The organism is Labrys methylaminiphilus subsp. lupini (genome assembly GCF_051161885.1).
GTDB lineage: Bacteria > Pseudomonadota > Alphaproteobacteria > Rhizobiales > Labraceae > Labrys.
Genome location: NZ_JBMDIH010000002.1, coordinates 732,279 through 749,871 on the forward strand (window position 1 = coordinate 732,279; position 17,593 = coordinate 749,871).

The following is a 17,593-nucleotide window of genomic DNA, read 5'->3' on the forward strand; positions in this document are numbered from 1 at the left end:
ACGCCTTACTGCATTCAACTGTTATGCAAAACGTGAGCTATAGGGACGGAAGGACCCGCCGGATGTGATCAGCAAAAGCCTCGATCGCGGGCGACCGTTCTTCTTCGGCAAACGCAATCAAGATGCCTAGCTGGGGCAAGGACGGAAGAGGTGCCTTGAGAATGAACAGGTCTGCAGGCACGGCTTCTTGAGTCATGACACTTATTGCGAGCCCCGATCGTGCAACGCCTATCAGGCCTGCAATACTGTTGCTCGCGTATGATATTTTAAAGCGTAGTCCGGTGCGGGCCATGGCATCGCATGCGGCCCTATGATCCATAGCGTTCGAAGCCGGTAAGGCCATCGGCACCGTATCGCCAAAATCATGCAGCTCCAGCGTCGGCTTGCTGCCCACCCAGACAAGCGGTTCCGCACGCACCACGTCCTTCGATACATTCGCATCCGGAATCGACACAAGCGCGAGGTCGATCTGGCGCGCGCGTAAGAGCGGATGCAGCTCGACCGTCGGCGCTGAAACGACCTTGATCTCCACGTCGGGATAAATCGCTCCGAAACTTTTCAGCAGCGTCGGAAAGAAGGCGATCAGATAATCTTCCGGGCTGCCGAAGATGATCGAGCCATGCAGGCCCTTACCCGAGAACACCGAGACGGCTTCGTCATGAAGTTTGAGAATGCGCTCGGCATAGCCCAGGAAGCGCTCTCCGCTTCCCGTGAGACGAACGCCGCTGCCGCTGCGGTGAAACAGGCTTTGGCCGCCCAAGGCTTCCTCGAGCCGCTGAATCTGCATCGTAACAGCCGATTGGGTGCGACCCACCTGGATGGCCGTCGCGCTGAGCGTTCCCGAATGAGCTGCGCGAATGAAGGTCGCCAGCAACCTAAGGTCAAAAGAGGGTTGCATATCAATTCCATTGATATCGGAATCCAACAACTATCAAATTTACTGCAATCCCGCCAGCCGGTAATCATGGCTCCAGCGCTTTGATGAGGCTGCAAGATGTCAAAAAACTTGGATAAGACGTTCTGGGCGTCGGCAGGAAAGCACCTGATACGATATGGCGGCACATTCGAGCCCGCGATCATCGAGCGTGCCGAAGGCTCCTTTGTCTACGACGCCGATGCCAGGCCGATCCTTGATTTCACGTCCGGGCAGATGAGCGCGTTGCTCGGCCACGCGCATCCCCGGATCGTCCAGACGGTTAGCCGACAGGTTGAGACGGTCGCGCACCTCTTCAGCGGCATGCTGTCTCGTCCAGTGGTCGAATTGGCCGAACGCCTCGCCGTCCTGGCGCCCGGCCTTGACAGGGTGTTGTTGCTGTCGACCGGGGCAGAGTCGAACGAGGCCGCCATCCGTATGGCCAAGCTGGTGACGGGTAGGCACGAAATCGTCGCCTTCTCGAAGAGCTGGCATGGCATGACCGGCGTCGCCGCCTCGGCGACCTACAGTGCCGGGCGTAGAGGCTATGGACCTGCGGCGGTTGGATCCCTCGCAATACCCGCGCCCAACAGCTTCCGCCCACGCTTCAAGCACGCCGATGGCTCACTGGACTGGCACACCGAGCTCGACGATGCCTTCAATCTGGTGGACAGCCAGTCGACCGGCAGCCTGGCGGCCTTTATCGCCGAATCGATCCTGTCCAGCGGCGGCATGCTGGAGCTGCCGCAGGGCTATCTCAGCGCCCTGAAGCAGAAATGCCGCGAACGCGGAATGTTGCTCATCCTTGACGAGGCACAGACCGGTATCGGTCGCACCGGCGACATGTTCGCCTTCCAAAGGGACGGCGTTACGCCTGACATCCTCACCCTATCGAAGACTATCGGAGCAGGCCTTCCTCTGTCGGCCGTCATGACGACGACGGAGATCGAAGAGGCAGCACATGAAAGGGGCTTCCTTTTCTACACCACCCATGTGTCCGATCCGCTGCCGGCAGCTATCGGTCTCGCGGTGCTCGACGTGGTTGAAGAGGAGAACCTTGTCGAACGGGCCCGATATCTGGGTGCGAGGCTGTTCGACGGCCTGACGAAACTCAAGCTGCGCTATGACTGTATCGGAGACGTGCGCGGCCGTGGCCTCATGCTGGGGGTCGAGATCGTGAAGCCCGGTCAGAACAAGGATCCCGACCATGAGCTTGGCGCGCGGATCGCCGCCGAAGCATTCCGGCGCGGCCTCAGCATGAACATCGTCAAGCTTCCGGGCATGGGCGGCGTGTTCCGCATCGCGCCACCTCTGACGATTTCGGAAGAAGAACTCGACCTTGGACTGGGCATCATTGCAGACGCCATCGAAGCCGTGTTCGCCACGACCTCGGATCGCCCCGGCATTGCTGCAGAGTAAAGGAAACGCAGCCATGACCGAGGCAATCCCAACGGACCAGGGTCCGAACACCGATAGCGGTAGCGTGGCGCGCGCTTCGGACACTATCCGGGTGCTTGTCGCCAAAATCGGGCTGGACGGGCATGACCGGGGCGCCAAGATCGTCGCCCGCATCCTGCGGGATGCCGGCATGGAGGTCGTCTATACCGGCCTCTACAAATCGCCGGGCGAAGTGGTCGGCGCCGCGATACAGGAAGACGTCGATGTCATCGGTGTCAGCCTCCTGTCGGGTTCCCATGTTCCGTTGTTCCGGGAACTGGGTCGCTGCCTTCGCGAGCAGAAGGCCGAGCACATCATGGTCGTCGCCGGCGGGGTGATCCCCGGGCAGGACTATGCCAGCCTATGGGACAGCGGTGTCGACGCGATCGTGCCACAGGAGGCGCGGGCCGATCTGATCGTGACGACGATCCGCAACCTGGTTGCCGCTCGTGGCCGCCTATGACCATTTCAACCCCTCCGAGACCAGCAAAGCGTGCGGCCTATACCGCCTCGGGCGAACTCGTGCCCTGCGTCCTCGCCGGCGACGTTCCCGCCGTAGCGCGCATGATCTCGCGGGCGGAGGGCGGCTATCCGGAGGCATCGAACGCCCTGGCCGAAATATACAGGCACACGGGCAGGGCGCATATCGTCGGCATTACCGGCGTGCCGGGCGCCGGCAAATCCACCCTGGTCTCTTCCCTTATCCGGGCCTTCGCTTTGGCTGGACACAAGGTCGGGGTGATTGCGGTCGATCCGAGCAGCCCCTTTTCGGGCGGCGCCATTCTCGGCGATCGCGTGCGGATGAGCGATGCGGCCTGTGCCTTCCAATGTTTCGTGCGCAGCATGGCAACACGCGGTCATCTGGGCGGCCTGGCGCGTTCGACCCTGCAGGCCGTCGATATTCTCGATGCCGCCGGCTATTCGCCCATCATCGTGGAGACCGTGGGCGTGGGGCAGGACGAGGTGGAGGTGGTGACGGCCGCCCATACCATCGTGGTGCTGTCGGCGCCCGGGCTTGGAGACGACATTCAGGCGATCAAGGCCGGCATCCTGGAGATCGCCGATATCCATGCGGTGAGCAAGTCCGACAAGCCTGAAGCGGCAGCTATGGTGTCGGCGCTCAAGGGCATGATGGCCTTGGGGCCGACGGGAACGAGCGCGCACTGGCCTCCTCCGGTGCTCGCGGTCTCCTCGCTTTCGGGTGAGCGCGTCCAGGATCTGAAGGATGTGATCGACCGGCATTGGCGGCATCTCAAGGACAGCGGCGAGTTGGCCGGGCGTCAGCGCGTCATGTCGAGAGCGCGAATACTGGCCACCGCCAGGCATCTTTTCCAAAGCAAATTCAACCAGGGAGCCGACGAGCTCGAAAAGCATGTGCGGGCCGTGGTGGACAGGGACACCGACCCCTCAGTGGCCGCCTATCGGCTCCTGGGCTGGGACAACGAGGTAGGGGCGATATGAAACTATTCTCGGAACAGGCGATCGGTGCCATTCGGGAAAAGCAAGCCGAATGGGAGGAAAACCAGCTCGCGGCAGCCTTGACGATGAGGCCCGAGGAAAAACCGGCCTATGAAACCGAATGCGGTATTGCGCTGAAGCGTGTCTATACAGCCGCCGACGTCGCGGACATTCCCGCGAGCGAGCTCGGGTTCCCGGGAGCCTATCCGTTCACGCGGGGCGTCTATCCCACCATGTATCGCGGGCGGCCATGGACTATCCGGCAGGTCGCGGGCTTCGGCAACCCAGAGGCCACCAACCAGCGCTACAAATACATGATTCAAACAGGCCAGACAGGCCTGTCGACCGATTTCGACCTGCCGACCCTGCTTGGCATGGATTCCGACGACCCAATGGCGTTCGGCGAAGTCGGGCGGGTAGGCGTCGCCATCGATACGCTCGATGATGTCGATCGCCTCTTCGACGGGATCGACCTCGAAAAGATCTCGGTTTCACTGACCATCAACCCGTCGGCCTGGGTGATCTATGCGATGTTCGTTGCCGTTGCCGAGCAGCGCGGCTGCGATCTCGGCAAACTGACAGGCACGCTGCAGGCCGATCCCTTGAAGGAATATGTCGCCCAGAAGGAATGGATCTATCCGGTGCGCCCCGCCGTTCGCCTGTTGCGTGATCTGATCATGCATAGTGCCAGGACGACGCCCAAACTCAACCCGATCAGCCTCAGCGGTTACCATCTGTCCGATGTCGGCGGAAATGCGATCCAGGAGATCGCGTTCATCATGGCCTTTACCATCGCCTATTGCGAGGAGGTTACCGGCGCAGGCATGGATATCGACGATTTTGCGCCCAGGCTGTCCTTCTTCTTCATCAGCCACCAGGACTTCTTCGAGCAGATCTGCAAGTTCCGGGCGGCTCGGCGGGTTTACGCAAAGATCATGTCGGAGCGGTTCAAGGCCAGGAAGCCCGAATCCATGCGGCTTCGCGTGCATGTCCAGACCGCGGCGATGAGCCTTACCAAGGTCGAGCATCACAATAATCTGATGCGGACGGCCATCCAGGCACTCGGCGCCGTGCTGGGCGGTTGCCAAAGCATGCATACCAACGGCCTCGACGAGGCCTTTGCCATCCCGACCGAAGAGGCGATGAAGCTCGCCATCCGCACCCAGCAGATCATCCGCGACGAGATCAACGTGACATCGGTGATCGACCCTCTCGGGGGCTCCTACTTCGTTGAGCGCCTGACGCGGGACATGGAAAACGAGATCTGGAAGATGCTGGGCGAAGTGGACGAGCGCGGCGGCGCCATCAAGCTGGTCGAAGAGGGGTGGTTCCAGCAAAAGCTGGCCGACTCGGCCTATGCCACCTTCAAGAAGATCGACAGAGGCGAGAAGATTTCGGTCGGCGTCAACCGCCATGTCGACGAGGCAAGCCGCTCGGCCGAGGTCGATATCCACCCCTATGACGAGCACTGCACCCAGCTCCAGATCGACCGCCTGAACGCCGTGCGGAAAAACCGTGACAACAGCCGCGTCCAGCATCTGCTGCGGGAACTCGCCGAGCAGGCAACGTCCGACGACATCAATCTTCTGCCCAAGACCATCGAGTTGGTGAAGGCGAGAGCGACGCTCGGCGAGATCTGCGGCGCCCTGCGGGGCGTCTGGGGCTCTTACGCCGAACCGATGATCGTATGAGGAGCACGTCATGACAACCGCAGTCATTTCCAGTGACGACGGGCCTTTGACCTGGATCAGGCTGAACCGGCCGGAACGGCTCAACGCTATGAATCGGCAACTGGTGGACGAGCTTGCCGAGGCTCTCGCGCGAGCCGAGGCCAATAAAGCCACCCGCGTCATCATTCTGCACGGCGAAGGGCGAGCTTTCTGCTCCGGCGACGATCTCAAGGATCTCGATGCGCAAACCGCCTCCGACGGGGCCACGCAGGCCTGGGTGGATGCCATCCAGGACATCACCCTGCGCATCATGCAATCGAGCAAGATCGTCATCGCCGCGGTGCATGGCTGGTGCGTGGGCGGAGCTCTCGAATGGGCGGTCAACTGCGATTTCAGGTTGTTTGCCGAGAATGCGCGTTGGTTTTTTCCTGAGGTCAGCTACGGGCTGTTCGTCACCGGTGGCGTGACGGCGCTCCTGACAAAGCAGGTCGGGCCGCAGATTGCCAAGGAACTGATGATCCTGGGTGAACGCCATGACGCCGCGAAGGCTGTCGAGGTCGGCATCGCCTGGAAGCTTTTTCCGGAGGCCGCCTTGCTCGACGAAGCAAGGAAACTGGCCTTGGTCATCGCAGAGCGCCCCGCCAGCGCCGTGTCCGACATCAAGCACGCCATCAATGAAGGCTTTCACTCCTCTCTCGCGGACGCCATGGCGCTCGAGACCAGGGCCACGGTGCGCGGCTTCCTCTCGGCAGAAGCGCAGGCACGCGCAAAACAATTCCGACGGTCTTGATGACAATGCTTGAGGTCTCATCCCCCTTCACCATTCCAGGCCGGCATGAGGACGATGTCGACAATCGGGTGCTGCCAAGAATCCTGTTGAAGCAGGCCGAACGCCTGGGCAGCCGGCAATTCATCGAGATATGCGGGCGGTCCGCCAGCTTCGAGGACATGCTGCAGATTTCCAGCCGGCTGGCCCGGGGCCTGCGCGGCTTGGGCGTCGGCAAATCCGATCGCGTGGCGATGCTGCTGCCCAATTGCTTCGAACTCGTCGCGATCTGGTTCGCGACTTCGATCCTCGGCGCTATCGAGGTGCCGAATAATCCGGGCCTGAAAGGAGATCTGCTCCGCCATAATCTCAATAATTGCGGAGCGGAGGTTCTGGTTGCGGACGCCAATGCCCTGGCCGAACTCGCCAAGATCCAGGACAGCCTTCCTGATCTTCGCACGCTGATCCTCGTCGGGGCCGAGGCGAGCGAGGCACGGGCCGCCGGTATCCGGATCGACCGCATCGTCGGCTATGAGGAATGCCTCGCGCCTTTGCCGGATTTCAACGTGGCCGACATCCACTATTCCGACCCGATGGCCATCCTCTACACATCCGGCACCACTGGTCCGGCCAAGGGGGCCTTGATGTCGCATCATCATTGTTATTCCTGGGCCACCGCCATGGCGCACAATCTCGGCTATACGGGCCGCGACAGTTATTTCTCGGCCCTGCCGCTGTTTCACACCGATGCGCAGATGTTCGGCGTTTACCTGCCGCTGATCTACAGCACGCGCGCGACCTTGGTCGAAGCCTTCAGCGCCTCACGATTTTGGGACCAACTGCGCAAGAGCGGCGCCACGGCGACAAATCTGCTGGGCGCCATGGCTGTCATACTCCAGCGTGCCCCACCGTCCGAGCAGGACGCCAGCAATCCTGTGAGAATATGCCAGTGCATTCCCATGGTCCCGGACAAGCAAGCATTCGAAGCTCGCTTCGATGTGCACCTCGTCACGGGTTACGGCCAGACCGAAACCAGTTTCGTGACCCTGGACACGGCGGGCGAAACGAGGGCGGGTTCCTGCGGACGTCCCCATCCCGATTGGGACGTGGCAATCGTCGACGAGAAGGACCAGCCTCTCCCGGCCGGTTCGATCGGCGAGATCGTATCGCGCCCGAACAAGAGCTGGAGCATGTTTTCCGGCTATTACCGCGCGGATGCCAAGACGGTGCAGACGCTTCGCAACCTCTGGTACCATTCCGGCGATGCCGGCTTCATGGACGAGGATGGCTGGCTCTATTTCAAGCACCGCCTCAACGAGGCGGTCCGACGCCGGGGTGAGAACATCTCGGTCTATGAAATCGAGACCATTGCCGACAAACATCCCGACATCGTCGAGAGCGCTGCGTTCGGCATTCCGTCAGCGCTCACCGAGGAAGACATCATGATCGTGGCCCTGCGTAGGCCCGGATCCATGGTGCAGCCGCCCGATCTGCTCGACCATTTCAGGGCGCTGGCGCCTCGCCATATGGTCCCACGCTATATCGAGATCGCCGATACACCGCTTCCACGAACGCCAACGGAAAAAATAGCCAGAAACGCCCTAAGGCAACGTGGCATCGGCGAAGCTACGTTTGATCGAGGGGAGCGTTAGCAGTTCGAAGATTGCGCTGGAGCGGCCCCATGATTTCTGGCGCCCGTGTCTGTCTCGGTAAAGTACGGTTCAATTATTGATCGAACAGTCAATAATTTTCGAAAGTCAAAAGACAGGCCGATGCGTCTTCGGACGGTGGAGCGTCTTGATGCCTGGGAAATCCACGATGAGCCGGGGAGGCGCGCATGAAGACTTGAGAATATTCTCGGCGATCTTCCAAGGAAGGTCGTTCTTATAGGTCGTTGAAACTTGAAAACAAAGAGAACAACCACCGCAGGGGAGGAATATATATGAAGCTGAAATGGTTCATGGGTGTAATGTTGTCGGCCTCTTTCGTTCTGGGAGGATCGGCGCAGGCTCAAATCAAGATCGGGGTGGCCGGCCCGATGACGGGACCGCAGGCCGCGTTCGGCGCCCAATTGAAGAACGGCGTCAAGCTCGCCGTCCAGAACATCAATGCAAAAGGTGGAGTTCTTGGCCAGAAAATTGAGGTGGAGGTCGGGGACGATCAGGCAGATCCCAAGCAAGGCGTCTCCGTCGCCAATAAATTCGTAGGCGACGGCGTCACTTGGATCGTCGGCCATTTCAACACCGGGGTTACCATCCCGGCCTCGGAAGTATATGCGGACAATGGGGTGATTTTGATCACGCCCTCAGCGACCAATGAGAAGGTCACCGACCGCAAGCTTTGGAACGTCTTTCGAACCTGCGGCCGAGATGACCAACAAGCACAAGTCTGGGCAGATTTTGCCGCCAGTCATTTCAAGGGCAAGAAAATAGCTGTCATCGACGACAAGACCACCTATGGCCAGGATATTGCCAAGAATACCGTCGCACAGTTGGCCAAGCGCGGCATTACGCCCGACTTGATGGAAGGTGTGAATGCCGGAGAGAAGGATTATTCGTCGATCGTCACCAAAATGAAGAATAAATCGATCGATTTGTTGATTTGGGGCGGATTGTACACCGAGGCAGCGCTTATCCTCAGGCAACTTCGCGACCAGGGCATGAAAACGATCATGTTGTCAGGCGATGGTATCACATCTTCCGATTTTGCCACGGTTGGTGGTGATGCGGTCATCGGAACCCAGATGACCTTCCCGCCAAAATTCGAAAACGAACCGCAGAACGCCGACCTTGTCGGTCAATTCAAAGCAATGGGGTTCACGCCTGAAGGTTATACTCTTTTCTCATATGCCGCGGTGCAGATCTTCGCGCAGGCAGCCGAAGCGGCTAAATCCACGGATCCTCAGAAGATGGCGGAAGTCATGCATTCGGGCATGACTTTTCACACGGTTCGTGGAGATCTAGCCTACGACAAGAAGGGTGATCTTACCACGATTGGATACGCAATTTATACCTGGAGGAAGGGCCCCGACGGTAAAATCGATTACTATCAGAATTCAAGATAGAATATTGTATAAAGGTCTGATGGCTTGTCTCGCTTTTGCGGGACAGGCTACCTGAGGAATTAAAATTTTTTATAATATAACTGCCATTATTGTTGGCATTTACATAAGTCCGAGCCTATTGCACCGACATCATGGGGACCGCGGTGACCTGAGCCCAAAAAACTGCCCTAGTTCGAAGCGTTCAGATCACAGTCTTGGCGACTTCAAGGTGTTGTTCCGAATGAACAGGCTCGATGCGTAAGTTCTCGTAGCAAGTCGGCAAGACCTGGTTCGGTGACGAGGAGCGCGGCTTCTTCCAACGACATCCATTGCACCTCGCGCTGGCCCTGCTCCTTCCATTTCTTCAAGGTCGCCTTGACCTCGAGGCGGTAGACGGTAGTTTCGACCAGAGCGAAATGCGTATCGAGGCGTTTCCAGTAGGGATAGATGCCGATCGGTTTCTTGTCGGCCTTGCCGAGCAGGCCGGCTTCCTGCTTTGCTTCGATCCTTGCCGCGTGGGCATCCTTGCGTCCCTTCATCGGCCAGCCCTTCGGCAGGGTCCACCGTTTTGTGCTGCGGGTCGTCACAAGGCAGGTTTCGATGCGCCCGTCCTTCATGCGGAGGGGCAACGCCGCAATCTGGCGCAGTGATGGGGATGGCTTGGCAAGGTCCGGCGTCATCTCGACAGCACCTTGCTCGAGATGCGCGTCAGGGTGATCAGCACGATCAGGGTCGCGGCACCCAATATCGTCGTCAGCGTGGCGGCATCAAAGATCGCACCGCGGTCCGACAGCGAGAAGATGCGGACGGGCAGGGTGACCCAGCCCGGCGGATAGATCATGACGGTCGCCCCGAGTTCCCCCATCGACAAGGCGAAGGAGAGGCTGAAGGCGGCGATCAGATAGGGGGTGAGCAATGGCAGTGTCACGCGTCGCAGCCGGTAGAAGGGGCGGGCGCCCAGGCTCTCGGCAACTTGCTCGCAGTCGATCGGAAGACGGGCGAGCCCAGCGGTGACGGTGCCGTAGGTGAAGGCCGAAATCAGCATGAAATGCGCGATGAGCACGATGAGCCTCGTGCCGTTGAGCGGGAAGGGCGGCTGGCTGAAGGCAACCAGCAGTCCAAGGCCGATGGAGACGGAGGGAACCGCGCTCGGCACGAAGAAAAAAAGGTCGAGCACGCGCTTGGGCAAGGGTTTGAAACGGCGCAGGGCCAGAGCTGCCCAGGTGCCGCAGGCGAGAGCCGCCAGGCTGGCGATGATGCCTGTGAGGATACTGGCCTTGAGCGATGCGAAGGAAGCCGTGCGAAAGGCATCGGCATAATGTTGGGTAGTCAGGTGCGAGGGCAGGATGTCGTTCCACTGCCCGCTGAAACTGGCGAGGACGATGACCCCGATCGGCAGGCCGTAGACGAGAAGGAAGAGCGGCACGACGGCCGCCCACAGAATACTGCGCTCGGCTTTAGACCACACCAGCATTGCTGCCTCCGAAATGAGCGACGATGATGCGATAGAGCGTGTAGAGGCCGAGCGAGAGCGCGATGTTCACGACAGCGATGACGCAAGCGGTCGCATAGTCGAACTCCTGGATCGCCTTGCTGTAGATCAGCAGCGGCAGGGTGATGACGTCCTTGGCGCCGATGAACAGCACGATGCCGAATTCATTGACGGTGAGCAGCAGGCACAGACTCCCCCCGGCGACCAGGGCCGGCAGAGCGGCCGGGAAGATGACCTTTCGTACGATGCGCAGGGGGCGGGCGCCAAGGCTGCTTGCCACCTCGATCTGGGCATGGTCGATCTGGGAGAAGGTGGCGAGAAGCGGGCGCATGACGAAGGGGGTGTAAACAGTCACCTCCGCCAGCACGACGCCCCATTGCGAATAGAGAAAGTCGATGGGCGGCAGCTGCAAGGCGAAGGCATGCATCAGCGTTTCGTTGAGAATGCCGGCCGAGCCATAGATGAAGGTGAAAGCAAGGGTGACGAGGAAGGTCGGCAGTGCGATCACCGTATCGATCAGCCGACCCGCAAGTCTGGCGCCGGGAAAGGGCACGAAGGCGAACACCACCGACAGGACAAACCCAAGCAGCAGGCAGCCTATGGTGGAGCAGATGGCGATGACGATGGTGTGGTAGAGCCCGTCGACGAACTGGCGGGAGCCGAGGACCTGCTCGAACGTCGCGAGCGAGGGTGGACCGTCCCCGAGCGAGGCGCGAATGATGAGGGCGAGGGGATAGAAGAAGAGCAGGGCCAATACGATAAGTGGCGGCAGGATCCAGAGCCCGTCGAAATTGCGCCGCGCTGGGGCCGCGCCGAGCGCAATGTCAGCCATGGGCGGGGTCCTCCGGAACCAAAGTGACATCACCCGGCTCGAAATGGATGCGCACGCTTTCGCCGGCCTGCGGTGGATCGGCCATGGGCGTCGTCGTCATGCGGACGGTATGTCCGCCCGTTTCGAAGGTGATGTTCTGGACATCGCCTTGCCATTGCACGCTGAGTACGATGGCCTCGAGGGCATTGGGCTCGGAGGTCGTGCGGGTGAAGCGGAAGTCATGCGGCCGGACGCACAGGAGGCAATCATTGCCGCTGGCAAGACGGTGATGGTTGCGAGCGAAAAGAAAGGTATTGCCGAAGCGGACCCGGGCATGCCCGTTCTCGGTCGGCTGCAGATCCTTGACCGAAAGCAGGTTCGCACGGCCCAGAAACTCTGCCGCAAAGCGGTTCGGGGGATTGCGGAACAAGGATTGGGACGTGCCGAAGGCACGCAACTTGCCATCCCGCATGATGCCGATGTGGTTGGCCAGCGTGAGGGCTTCGGATTGATCATGCGTGACGTAGAGCACCGTCAGGTTCGGTAGGCTGGTATGGAGCTTGGCGAGCTCGTCGATCATGGCCCGCCGGATCTGGGCGTCGAGGGCCGAAAGTGGCTCGTCGAGCAACAGGACCTGCGGTCGCGGAGCCAGGGCGCGAGCAATGGCGACGCGTTGCTGCTGCCCGCCCGAAAGCTCGCGCGGGTAGCGCCGCGAATAAGCTGACATGCCCACCATCCCCAGGCATTCGGGCACGCGCTGGCGGATGGTGTCTTCGCGGGCGCCATGGGCGCGCAGGCCAAAGGCGACGTTCTCGTCGACGCGCATATGCGGGAACAAGGCATAATTCTGCACCACCATGCCGATCTTGCGGTCATAGGGGGCGAGATGCGTGACATTGCGCTCGCCGATCATGATCCGGCCCGAAGAGGGCCGGACGAATCCGGCAACACTGCGCAACGCCGTCGTCTTGCCCGAGCCCGAGGGGCCGATCAGGGCGACGATCTCTCCCGGGTTCACCGTCAGTGTGAGGGAATGTAGAACAGTCAAGTTACCATAAGTAACCGAGACGTTCTCGAATCCGATGCGGCTGCCGCCAGGAGCGGCAGCCTTGGCTTCGGTGCCTGGACCGTTTTTCAGCTGCGCTCTTTCCATGGTTCTGTAGGCCCTCAATTGCTTGAAATGGCCGAATTGTAGGCTGCAACGTTGTCCTTCAACCCGGAAAGCACGCTCGCCCAATCCGGGCTCCAGATCTCGACGCCCTGCAGCATGGCGTGGAGCTTCTTGTAGTTCTCGTCATCCGGTTTGACGTCGTTGCGCACCGGCAGACCCCTGGCGACGACGCTGACCTGCTTCTGAGCATCGGCGGAAAGCAGGAAGTCGATGAGCTTCTTGCCATTTTCGGAGTTGGGGGCGCCCTTGACCAGGGCAATGTAGTAGGGCAGGGCGAATAGCGTCTTCTTGCCGTCTGGCCCTGCCGGCACGAAGATCTGGATGTTGGGGTTGTCGGCCTGCTGGGACAGGTTCATCTGCATGTCGCCATTGGCGACATAGAGCTCGCCCTTGTTGACCAGCGCGGTCAACTTGCCGGTCGAGGCGGAAGGCCCGAGATTGTTGGCCTGGAGCTTTTTGAGAAAGTCGAGCCCCTTCTCCTTGCTGCCAAAGGCGTGGAAAGTCTGCAGCATGAAAGCCGTGCCGTCACCGGCCTGTCCAGGCGTCGAATATTGCAGCTTCTGCTTGAATTTGGGATCGAGGAGATCCTCGTATTTCGCCGGGGGCCGCTTGAGGACCTCGGCGTTGTAGATGAAGTTGGGGTAGTTGTTCACCAGGGCATAGAAACGTCCCTCGGCATCCTTGTCGCGGGCCTCGATCTTGTCGGCTCCGGCCGGGTTGTAGGCTTCGACGAGACTGTCGGCCGCGGCTTTCTGCATGAAGGGAGGCAGTGTCACCAGGACATCGGCCTGGGTGTTGGACTTCTCCTTCGCCAGGCGATCGACCACGCCGCTTGAACCGGCCTCGACATACTGGACTTCGATGCCGGTCGCCTTGGTGAAGGCCTCGAACTGATCGCCGAACCAACTCGGCGTGCCGTCGTGCAACCCATCGGCGCTATAGATGGTGACCACGCCATCGGCACGGGCCGGTACGGCCATGCCGGCTAACATCAGGGCTGCAATCAGGGCGAACCTGGATTTCATGACGTTCTCCTCTAGGGACAGATGTGAGCGTTTGGCGGCTTTCTTGTTTTTGCCTGTGTTTTGCCGTGGCCTGAGCCGAACGCCTTGCTGAAATGTGTTTTCAAGCGTTCGATAAGTAAAATCTATTTATCTTATGAAATGAACGATTCTACTTATAGGATGACTAGGGTGTCGGCGTTGCGCAGTTCAAGGACCAAAGCATGCTCAATCAGGAGCGTTCTCTGCCCCAGCTCCTTGTTTCGACATGTCCTTGCGATTGCCGCCAGATCGCAAAACGCTTCAGGCAAAACGAATGCCGGCGCGCTGTGCTCGCAGGCGGGGGTCGTTGGAACGAACCGTCACCGGCCGGCCCTGAAGGATTTCCTTGCAGCAGGCCAAGGTGTCCGCCTCCAGGCGCTGCATGGCTTCGACCGTGAAAAAAGCAAGATGCGGAAGGAGGATGACATTGTCATGACTGTAGAGCGGGCTCATCGGATGGCCGGCCTTGCGCAGAGGTTCGAGCGAATAGGTGTCCAGGCCAACACCGCCCAGGCGCCCTCCGACGACGGCATCGACCAGGGCGGCTTCGTCGATCAGCGCGCCGCGCGACACATTGATCAGGACGGCGTTCGGCCTCATGCAGGCGAGCTCCGCCGATCCGATCATGCCCCGCGTGCTCTGGTTGAGGACGCTATGAATCGAGACGAAATCGCTCGCGGCCAACAGGTCGTGAAGCGCCTCGACCTTCTCGATGCCGGCTTCGCGCATGGCCGTGGCGTCGAGATAGGGGTCATAGCCCAGGACTCTTGCGCGAAAGCCGGCGCGGGCCATGCGGGCGAGGCTGCGGCCGATCTTGCCGCACCCGACAAGGCCCAGCGTCGCTCCGGCGATGTCACGCCCGAGCCAGCGTGGCTCGGGCCAGATCCAACCTTGTTCGGCAACCGCATGGCTGATGGCCGGCAGGCGCCTGGCGAGTGCGATCATCAGGGCGAAGGCGCCTTCGGCGACCGTTTCCTCGGCATAATCGGCAATGTTGACGACGGGTATGCCGCGCGCCATGGCGGCCGAAATGTCGATCGCATCGATGCCGACGCCATATTTGACGATGCCCTTCAGTCGGAGCGCTGCCTCGATCACCCGGGCGGTGATCGGCGTGTAGCACATCAGCAGCAGGTCGGCGTCGGCCACGGCCGCGCATAGATCGCCTTCCGAAATGCCTTCCGGCAGGGTGACGAGCTCGACGCCATGCGCCCTGAGCCCTGCATCGATGCCGGGGCATTCGAGCTCCCGGTCCGTCCTGACAGCTTTCACCATGGCGCCTTCAACCCGCCAGGACCGCGTCCTCGACGATGGCGAGGGCGCGATCGAGGTCGTCCTTGGCAATGGTCAGTGGCGGCGACAGCGTCAGTACATTGCCCTGGCTGATCTTGAAGGACAGGCCACTTTCCAGGCAGCGATAATAAACCCGCTCGGCCAGCGCATGATTGGGCTGAAGCCCTTGCCTGTCCTCAACGAGCTCGACACCGAAGATCAGCCCTCTGCCCCGCACGTCGCCGACATGGGCGGAACGGGCCATCAATTCGTTCATGCGGCCCATGGCATGATCGCCCAGCTCGCTGGCGCGCTCGGCCAGGCCCTCCTCGCGGATGATGGCGATCGTGGTCAGCGCGGCCCGTGTCGTGACCGGGTTCTTTTCATGGGTGTAGTGGCCGATGGCATAGTCGCCGGCAACATCGAGGTCGCGGCGGGCAATGATGGCGGCGATCGGCAGGATGCCGCCGCCCAGCGATTTGCCGAGCACGAGGATGTCGGGCGTGACGCCGTCGTGCTCGGAGGCGAAGAACCTGCCTGTTTTGCCGAGGCCGGTTGGAATTTCGTCGAAGATGAGCAGCGTGCCGTGTCTGTCGCAGGCTTCGCGCACGCTTTTCCAGAACCCCGGCGCGGGTACGAGCGGGGTCGCGCGCATGGGTTCGGCGATGAAGGCAGCGAAATCGCCTTCGCGGGCCAGGACATAGGAGATCATACTGGCGCAGGCGCGGGCCGACTCCTCCAGCGAATTCGTGCCATAGGGGCAGTGATGCGGAGCCCAAGGCGCCACATGCTCGCTGCCCGGCAGGAGCGGGCCGGCAATGCCGGAGCGGAACGTCGCCTCGCCGCCGACGCTGGAGGCGCCGAAGCCGGCGCCGTGGAACGCATCCCAGAAGGACAGTGTCTTGAACCGGCCCGTCGCCGCGCGCGCCAGTTTGAGGGCGACCTCGATGGCGTCCGAGCCACCCGTGGTGAACAGCACCTTGCCAAGATCGCCCGGCGAGAGCGCTGCCAGCGTCTCGGCCAGTTCGACAGCCATCTCGCAGGTAAAGCGGCGGGGGGCGAAGGGCAGAGTATCCATCTGCGCCCGGATGGCTTCCTTGAGGCGCGGATGCCCATAGCCGATGTGGTGGACGCTGTTGCCGTGGAAATCCATGTAACGCCGGCCGGCGAGGTCTTCGATCCAGATGCCTTCGGCCTTGGCGATGGTCGACACGCAGGGGCTGGAAAGGCTCTGATGCAGGAAGACATCGGCATCGCGCTGCAGCAGTGCGGCCGAGGAGGCGTGATGCTGCCTGGCGTTCCAGTCACGCCGCGCCTGGGCGGTATTGGATTCGCCCTCGGTATGGATCAGGTTCATGGTGCTCCACAGCCGGGCCGCGCCCGCTCCCCTCTTCAGCCACCAAAAAGCTCGGCGATCGTTTCCTCGCCGAGAGCAAAACCCGTGCTTGCGCCGGTGCCGCTGGTCACGATCACCAGCCTGACGCCTTCGCCGAGCGCCAGCCGAAGTGCCTCGTCCTTCGACGAGGATGCGTATGTGCCGACCCAATGGGCGATGACGCGAGGGAGGGACGCACGGAACAGGGCCGCATATTCTGCCAGGATCAGGCCGTCGACCTCGGTAGAGGCGAAGGGATCCGGCGTCGCGCCATAATGGTGTGAATCGCCCACGACCAGAGAGCCATCGGCCGACTGAGTGACAATGAGATGGACGCCATTCTCCAGGGCGGCTGTCCGCTCGTTTTCGAGCCGTCGGCGTAGTGCAGCCGTTTCCGGCAGTGTGGCAAAGGCGCCGTAGCGCAGGAGGCTGAGATCGGACATCAGCGCCGAGTTGAGCCTGAAGCCGGGATCGGCGAGGCGCAACATCTGCAGCTTGCAGCGCCGAACCCTGTGCTCTGCGATCGTCTCGCCAAAGAGGGTGGCGAGATCATCGCCCGGGCAGACTGCAATGCGTGAGGCCGTGACATCCCCGGTGCTGGTGAGAAGCCGCCCGGGCTCGACGCCCCATACCGCCGTGCCGAAGCGGAAGGTGACGCCGTGATGCGCCCGGAGCCACTCGACGAGGCGGGGCAGAGCGAGGAAGGATTCGACCCGCAATTCATGCGGGCTGAAAAAGCCGCCGATTGCAGCGGAACCGGCCAGGGAAGGCTCGCGCTCCGCAAGTTCGGCTGCAGTCAAGACCTGGCATGATGCGCCTTCCGGAGTGGCGCAGAATGCCTCTATGGCGCCGAGCGCCTCGGGACGCTGGGCGGCGATCACCATGCCGCGATGGAGAATGTCGATCTTCGCCTCGGCTGCCGATGCAAGCCAGACCTCGCGGCTGCGCTGCGCGCGCCGATAGGAAAGGCCCGGCGTCTGGCCGCTGACGACGACCAAGCCGAAATTGCGAATGGAGGCACCATTGGCGGCGCTATCGCGATCGACAACCACGACCCGCAGCCCGCGTCGGGCCGCAGCCAGCGCATGGCCAAGGCCGACAATGCCGGCCCCGACGACGGCAAGATCAAAGGTCTCAGGCAT

At 61.2% G+C, this 17,593-nt stretch carries 16 protein-coding genes; 7 read left to right on the forward strand and 9 right to left on the reverse strand.

The genetic code is table 11. The annotated features are described in order from the left end of the window. Nucleotides 1-37 precede the first annotated feature (37 nt). Nucleotides 38-898: a LysR family transcriptional regulator gene (locus tag ACN6KF_RS29115; RefSeq protein ID WP_434961336.1), complete on the reverse strand. Its 861-nt coding sequence runs from the start codon at nucleotides 896-898 to the stop codon at nucleotides 38-40. Between the two features lie 96 nt (nucleotides 899-994). Here ACN6KF_RS29115 and ACN6KF_RS29120 point away from each other — a divergent pair, with 96 nt between their 5' ends. The 7 genes from ACN6KF_RS29120 (at nucleotide 995) to ACN6KF_RS29150 (ending at nucleotide 9,308) form a co-directional block, all read left to right on the forward strand. Then, nucleotides 995-2,332 carry an aspartate aminotransferase family protein gene (locus ACN6KF_RS29120; RefSeq protein ID WP_434960373.1) on the forward strand — a complete coding sequence of 446 codons (1,338 nt, stop codon included), beginning with the start codon at nucleotides 995-997 and terminating at the stop codon, nucleotides 2,330-2,332. Between the two features lie 13 nt (nucleotides 2,333-2,345). After that, a complete protein-coding gene (locus ACN6KF_RS29125; RefSeq protein WP_434960374.1) occupies nucleotides 2,346-2,813 on the forward strand; it encodes a cobalamin B12-binding domain-containing protein in 468 nt (155 codons plus the stop codon). Then, nucleotides 2,810-3,811, forward strand: coding sequence for a methylmalonyl Co-A mutase-associated GTPase MeaB (meaB, locus tag ACN6KF_RS29130; RefSeq protein ID WP_434960375.1), 1,002 nt, complete (start codon nucleotides 2,810-2,812; stop codon nucleotides 3,809-3,811). Before ACN6KF_RS29125 ends, meaB begins: the two co-directional genes overlap by 4 nt. Continuing rightward, on the forward strand, nucleotides 3,808-5,499 hold the full coding sequence (locus ACN6KF_RS29135) for a methylmalonyl-CoA mutase family protein (protein WP_434960376.1): 1,692 nt from the start codon (nucleotides 3,808-3,810) through the stop codon (nucleotides 5,497-5,499). Before meaB ends, ACN6KF_RS29135 begins: the two co-directional genes overlap by 4 nt. A gap of 10 nt (nucleotides 5,500-5,509) precedes the next feature. After that, nucleotides 5,510-6,268 (forward strand): enoyl-CoA hydratase/isomerase family protein, encoded by a 759-nt coding sequence (locus ACN6KF_RS29140; RefSeq protein WP_434960377.1) that lies wholly within the window; start codon nucleotides 5,510-5,512, stop codon nucleotides 6,266-6,268. Further along, nucleotides 6,268-7,896, forward strand: a complete 1,629-nt coding sequence (locus ACN6KF_RS29145; RefSeq protein WP_434960378.1) for an AMP-binding protein — start codon at nucleotides 6,268-6,270, stop codon at nucleotides 7,894-7,896. The genes ACN6KF_RS29140 and ACN6KF_RS29145 overlap by 1 nt, the downstream gene beginning before the upstream one ends. A gap of 290 nt (nucleotides 7,897-8,186) precedes the next feature. Continuing rightward, complete coding sequence (locus tag ACN6KF_RS29150) at nucleotides 8,187-9,308, forward strand: branched-chain amino acid ABC transporter substrate-binding protein (RefSeq protein WP_434960379.1); 1,122 nt, start codon at nucleotides 8,187-8,189, stop codon at nucleotides 9,306-9,308. A 203-nt stretch (nucleotides 9,309-9,511) separates the two neighbouring features. On the opposite strand, the gene ACN6KF_RS29155 is transcribed toward ACN6KF_RS29150, so the two are convergent. From ACN6KF_RS29155 to ACN6KF_RS29190, 8 genes are all read right to left on the reverse strand, one after another. Continuing rightward, entirely contained in the window at nucleotides 9,512-9,967 is a 456-nt protein-coding gene (locus ACN6KF_RS29155) for an NUDIX hydrolase (RefSeq protein WP_434960380.1), read from the reverse strand. Then, on the reverse strand, nucleotides 9,964-10,761 hold the full coding sequence (locus tag ACN6KF_RS29160; RefSeq protein ID WP_434960381.1) for an ABC transporter permease subunit: 798 nt from the start codon (nucleotides 10,759-10,761) through the stop codon (nucleotides 9,964-9,966). Before ACN6KF_RS29160 ends, ACN6KF_RS29155 begins: the two co-directional genes overlap by 4 nt. Further along, nucleotides 10,745-11,611, reverse strand: a complete 867-nt coding sequence (locus tag ACN6KF_RS29165; RefSeq protein WP_434960382.1) for a 2-aminoethylphosphonate ABC transporter permease subunit — start codon at nucleotides 11,609-11,611, stop codon at nucleotides 10,745-10,747. Before ACN6KF_RS29165 ends, ACN6KF_RS29160 begins: the two co-directional genes overlap by 17 nt. Continuing rightward, on the reverse strand, nucleotides 11,604-12,638 hold the full coding sequence (locus tag ACN6KF_RS29170) for an ABC transporter ATP-binding protein (RefSeq protein ID WP_434960383.1): 1,035 nt from the start codon (nucleotides 12,636-12,638) through the stop codon (nucleotides 11,604-11,606). The genes ACN6KF_RS29165 and ACN6KF_RS29170 overlap by 8 nt, the downstream gene beginning before the upstream one ends. A gap of 119 nt (nucleotides 12,639-12,757) precedes the next feature. Continuing rightward, nucleotides 12,758-13,786: a 2-aminoethylphosphonate ABC transporter substrate-binding protein gene (locus tag ACN6KF_RS29175; RefSeq protein ID WP_434960384.1), complete on the reverse strand. Its 1,029-nt coding sequence runs from the start codon at nucleotides 13,784-13,786 to the stop codon at nucleotides 12,758-12,760. A 279-nt stretch (nucleotides 13,787-14,065) separates the two neighbouring features. Continuing rightward, entirely contained in the window at nucleotides 14,066-15,079 is a 1,014-nt protein-coding gene (locus ACN6KF_RS29180) for an NAD(P)-dependent oxidoreductase (RefSeq protein ID WP_434960385.1), read from the reverse strand. A gap of 7 nt (nucleotides 15,080-15,086) precedes the next feature. Beyond that, nucleotides 15,087-16,433, reverse strand: a complete 1,347-nt coding sequence (gene pbfA, locus ACN6KF_RS29185) for a (R)-1-hydroxy-2-aminoethylphosphonate ammonia-lyase (protein WP_434960386.1) — start codon at nucleotides 16,431-16,433, stop codon at nucleotides 15,087-15,089. A gap of 35 nt (nucleotides 16,434-16,468) precedes the next feature. After that, nucleotides 16,469-17,593 carry a TIGR03364 family FAD-dependent oxidoreductase gene (locus ACN6KF_RS29190; protein WP_434960387.1) on the reverse strand — a complete coding sequence of 375 codons (1,125 nt, stop codon included), beginning with the start codon at nucleotides 17,591-17,593 and terminating at the stop codon, nucleotides 16,469-16,471.

Bases quoted from the DNA above. Each gene is read 5' to 3' on its own strand.
- ACN6KF_RS29115 (WP_434961336.1), bottom strand. From the start codon at position 898: ATGCAACCCTCTTTTGACCTTAGGTTGCTGGCGACCTTCATTCGCGCA.
- ACN6KF_RS29120 (WP_434960373.1), top strand. From the start codon at position 995: ATGTCAAAAAACTTGGATAAGACGTTCTGGGCGTCGGCAGGAAAGCAC.
- ACN6KF_RS29125 (WP_434960374.1), top strand. From the start codon at position 2,346: ATGACCGAGGCAATCCCAACGGACCAGGGTCCGAACACCGATAGCGGT.
- meaB (WP_434960375.1), top strand. From the start codon at position 2,810: ATGACCATTTCAACCCCTCCGAGACCAGCAAAGCGTGCGGCCTATACC.
- ACN6KF_RS29135 (WP_434960376.1), top strand. From the start codon at position 3,808: ATGAAACTATTCTCGGAACAGGCGATCGGTGCCATTCGGGAAAAGCAA.
- ACN6KF_RS29140 (WP_434960377.1), top strand. From the start codon at position 5,510: ATGACAACCGCAGTCATTTCCAGTGACGACGGGCCTTTGACCTGGATC.
- ACN6KF_RS29145 (WP_434960378.1), top strand. From the start codon at position 6,268: ATGACAATGCTTGAGGTCTCATCCCCCTTCACCATTCCAGGCCGGCAT.
- ACN6KF_RS29150 (WP_434960379.1), top strand. From the start codon at position 8,187: ATGAAGCTGAAATGGTTCATGGGTGTAATGTTGTCGGCCTCTTTCGTT.
- ACN6KF_RS29155 (WP_434960380.1), bottom strand. From the start codon at position 9,967: ATGACGCCGGACCTTGCCAAGCCATCCCCATCACTGCGCCAGATTGCG.
- ACN6KF_RS29160 (WP_434960381.1), bottom strand. From the start codon at position 10,761: ATGCTGGTGTGGTCTAAAGCCGAGCGCAGTATTCTGTGGGCGGCCGTC.
- ACN6KF_RS29165 (WP_434960382.1), bottom strand. From the start codon at position 11,611: ATGGCTGACATTGCGCTCGGCGCGGCCCCAGCGCGGCGCAATTTCGAC.
- ACN6KF_RS29175 (WP_434960384.1), bottom strand. From the start codon at position 13,786: ATGAAATCCAGGTTCGCCCTGATTGCAGCCCTGATGTTAGCCGGCATG.
- ACN6KF_RS29180 (WP_434960385.1), bottom strand. From the start codon at position 15,079: ATGGTGAAAGCTGTCAGGACGGACCGGGAGCTCGAATGCCCCGGCATC.
- pbfA (WP_434960386.1), bottom strand. From the start codon at position 16,433: ATGAACCTGATCCATACCGAGGGCGAATCCAATACCGCCCAGGCGCGG.
- ACN6KF_RS29190 (WP_434960387.1), bottom strand. From the start codon at position 17,593: ATGCCTGAGACCTTTGATCTTGCCGTCGTCGGGGCCGGCATTGTCGGC.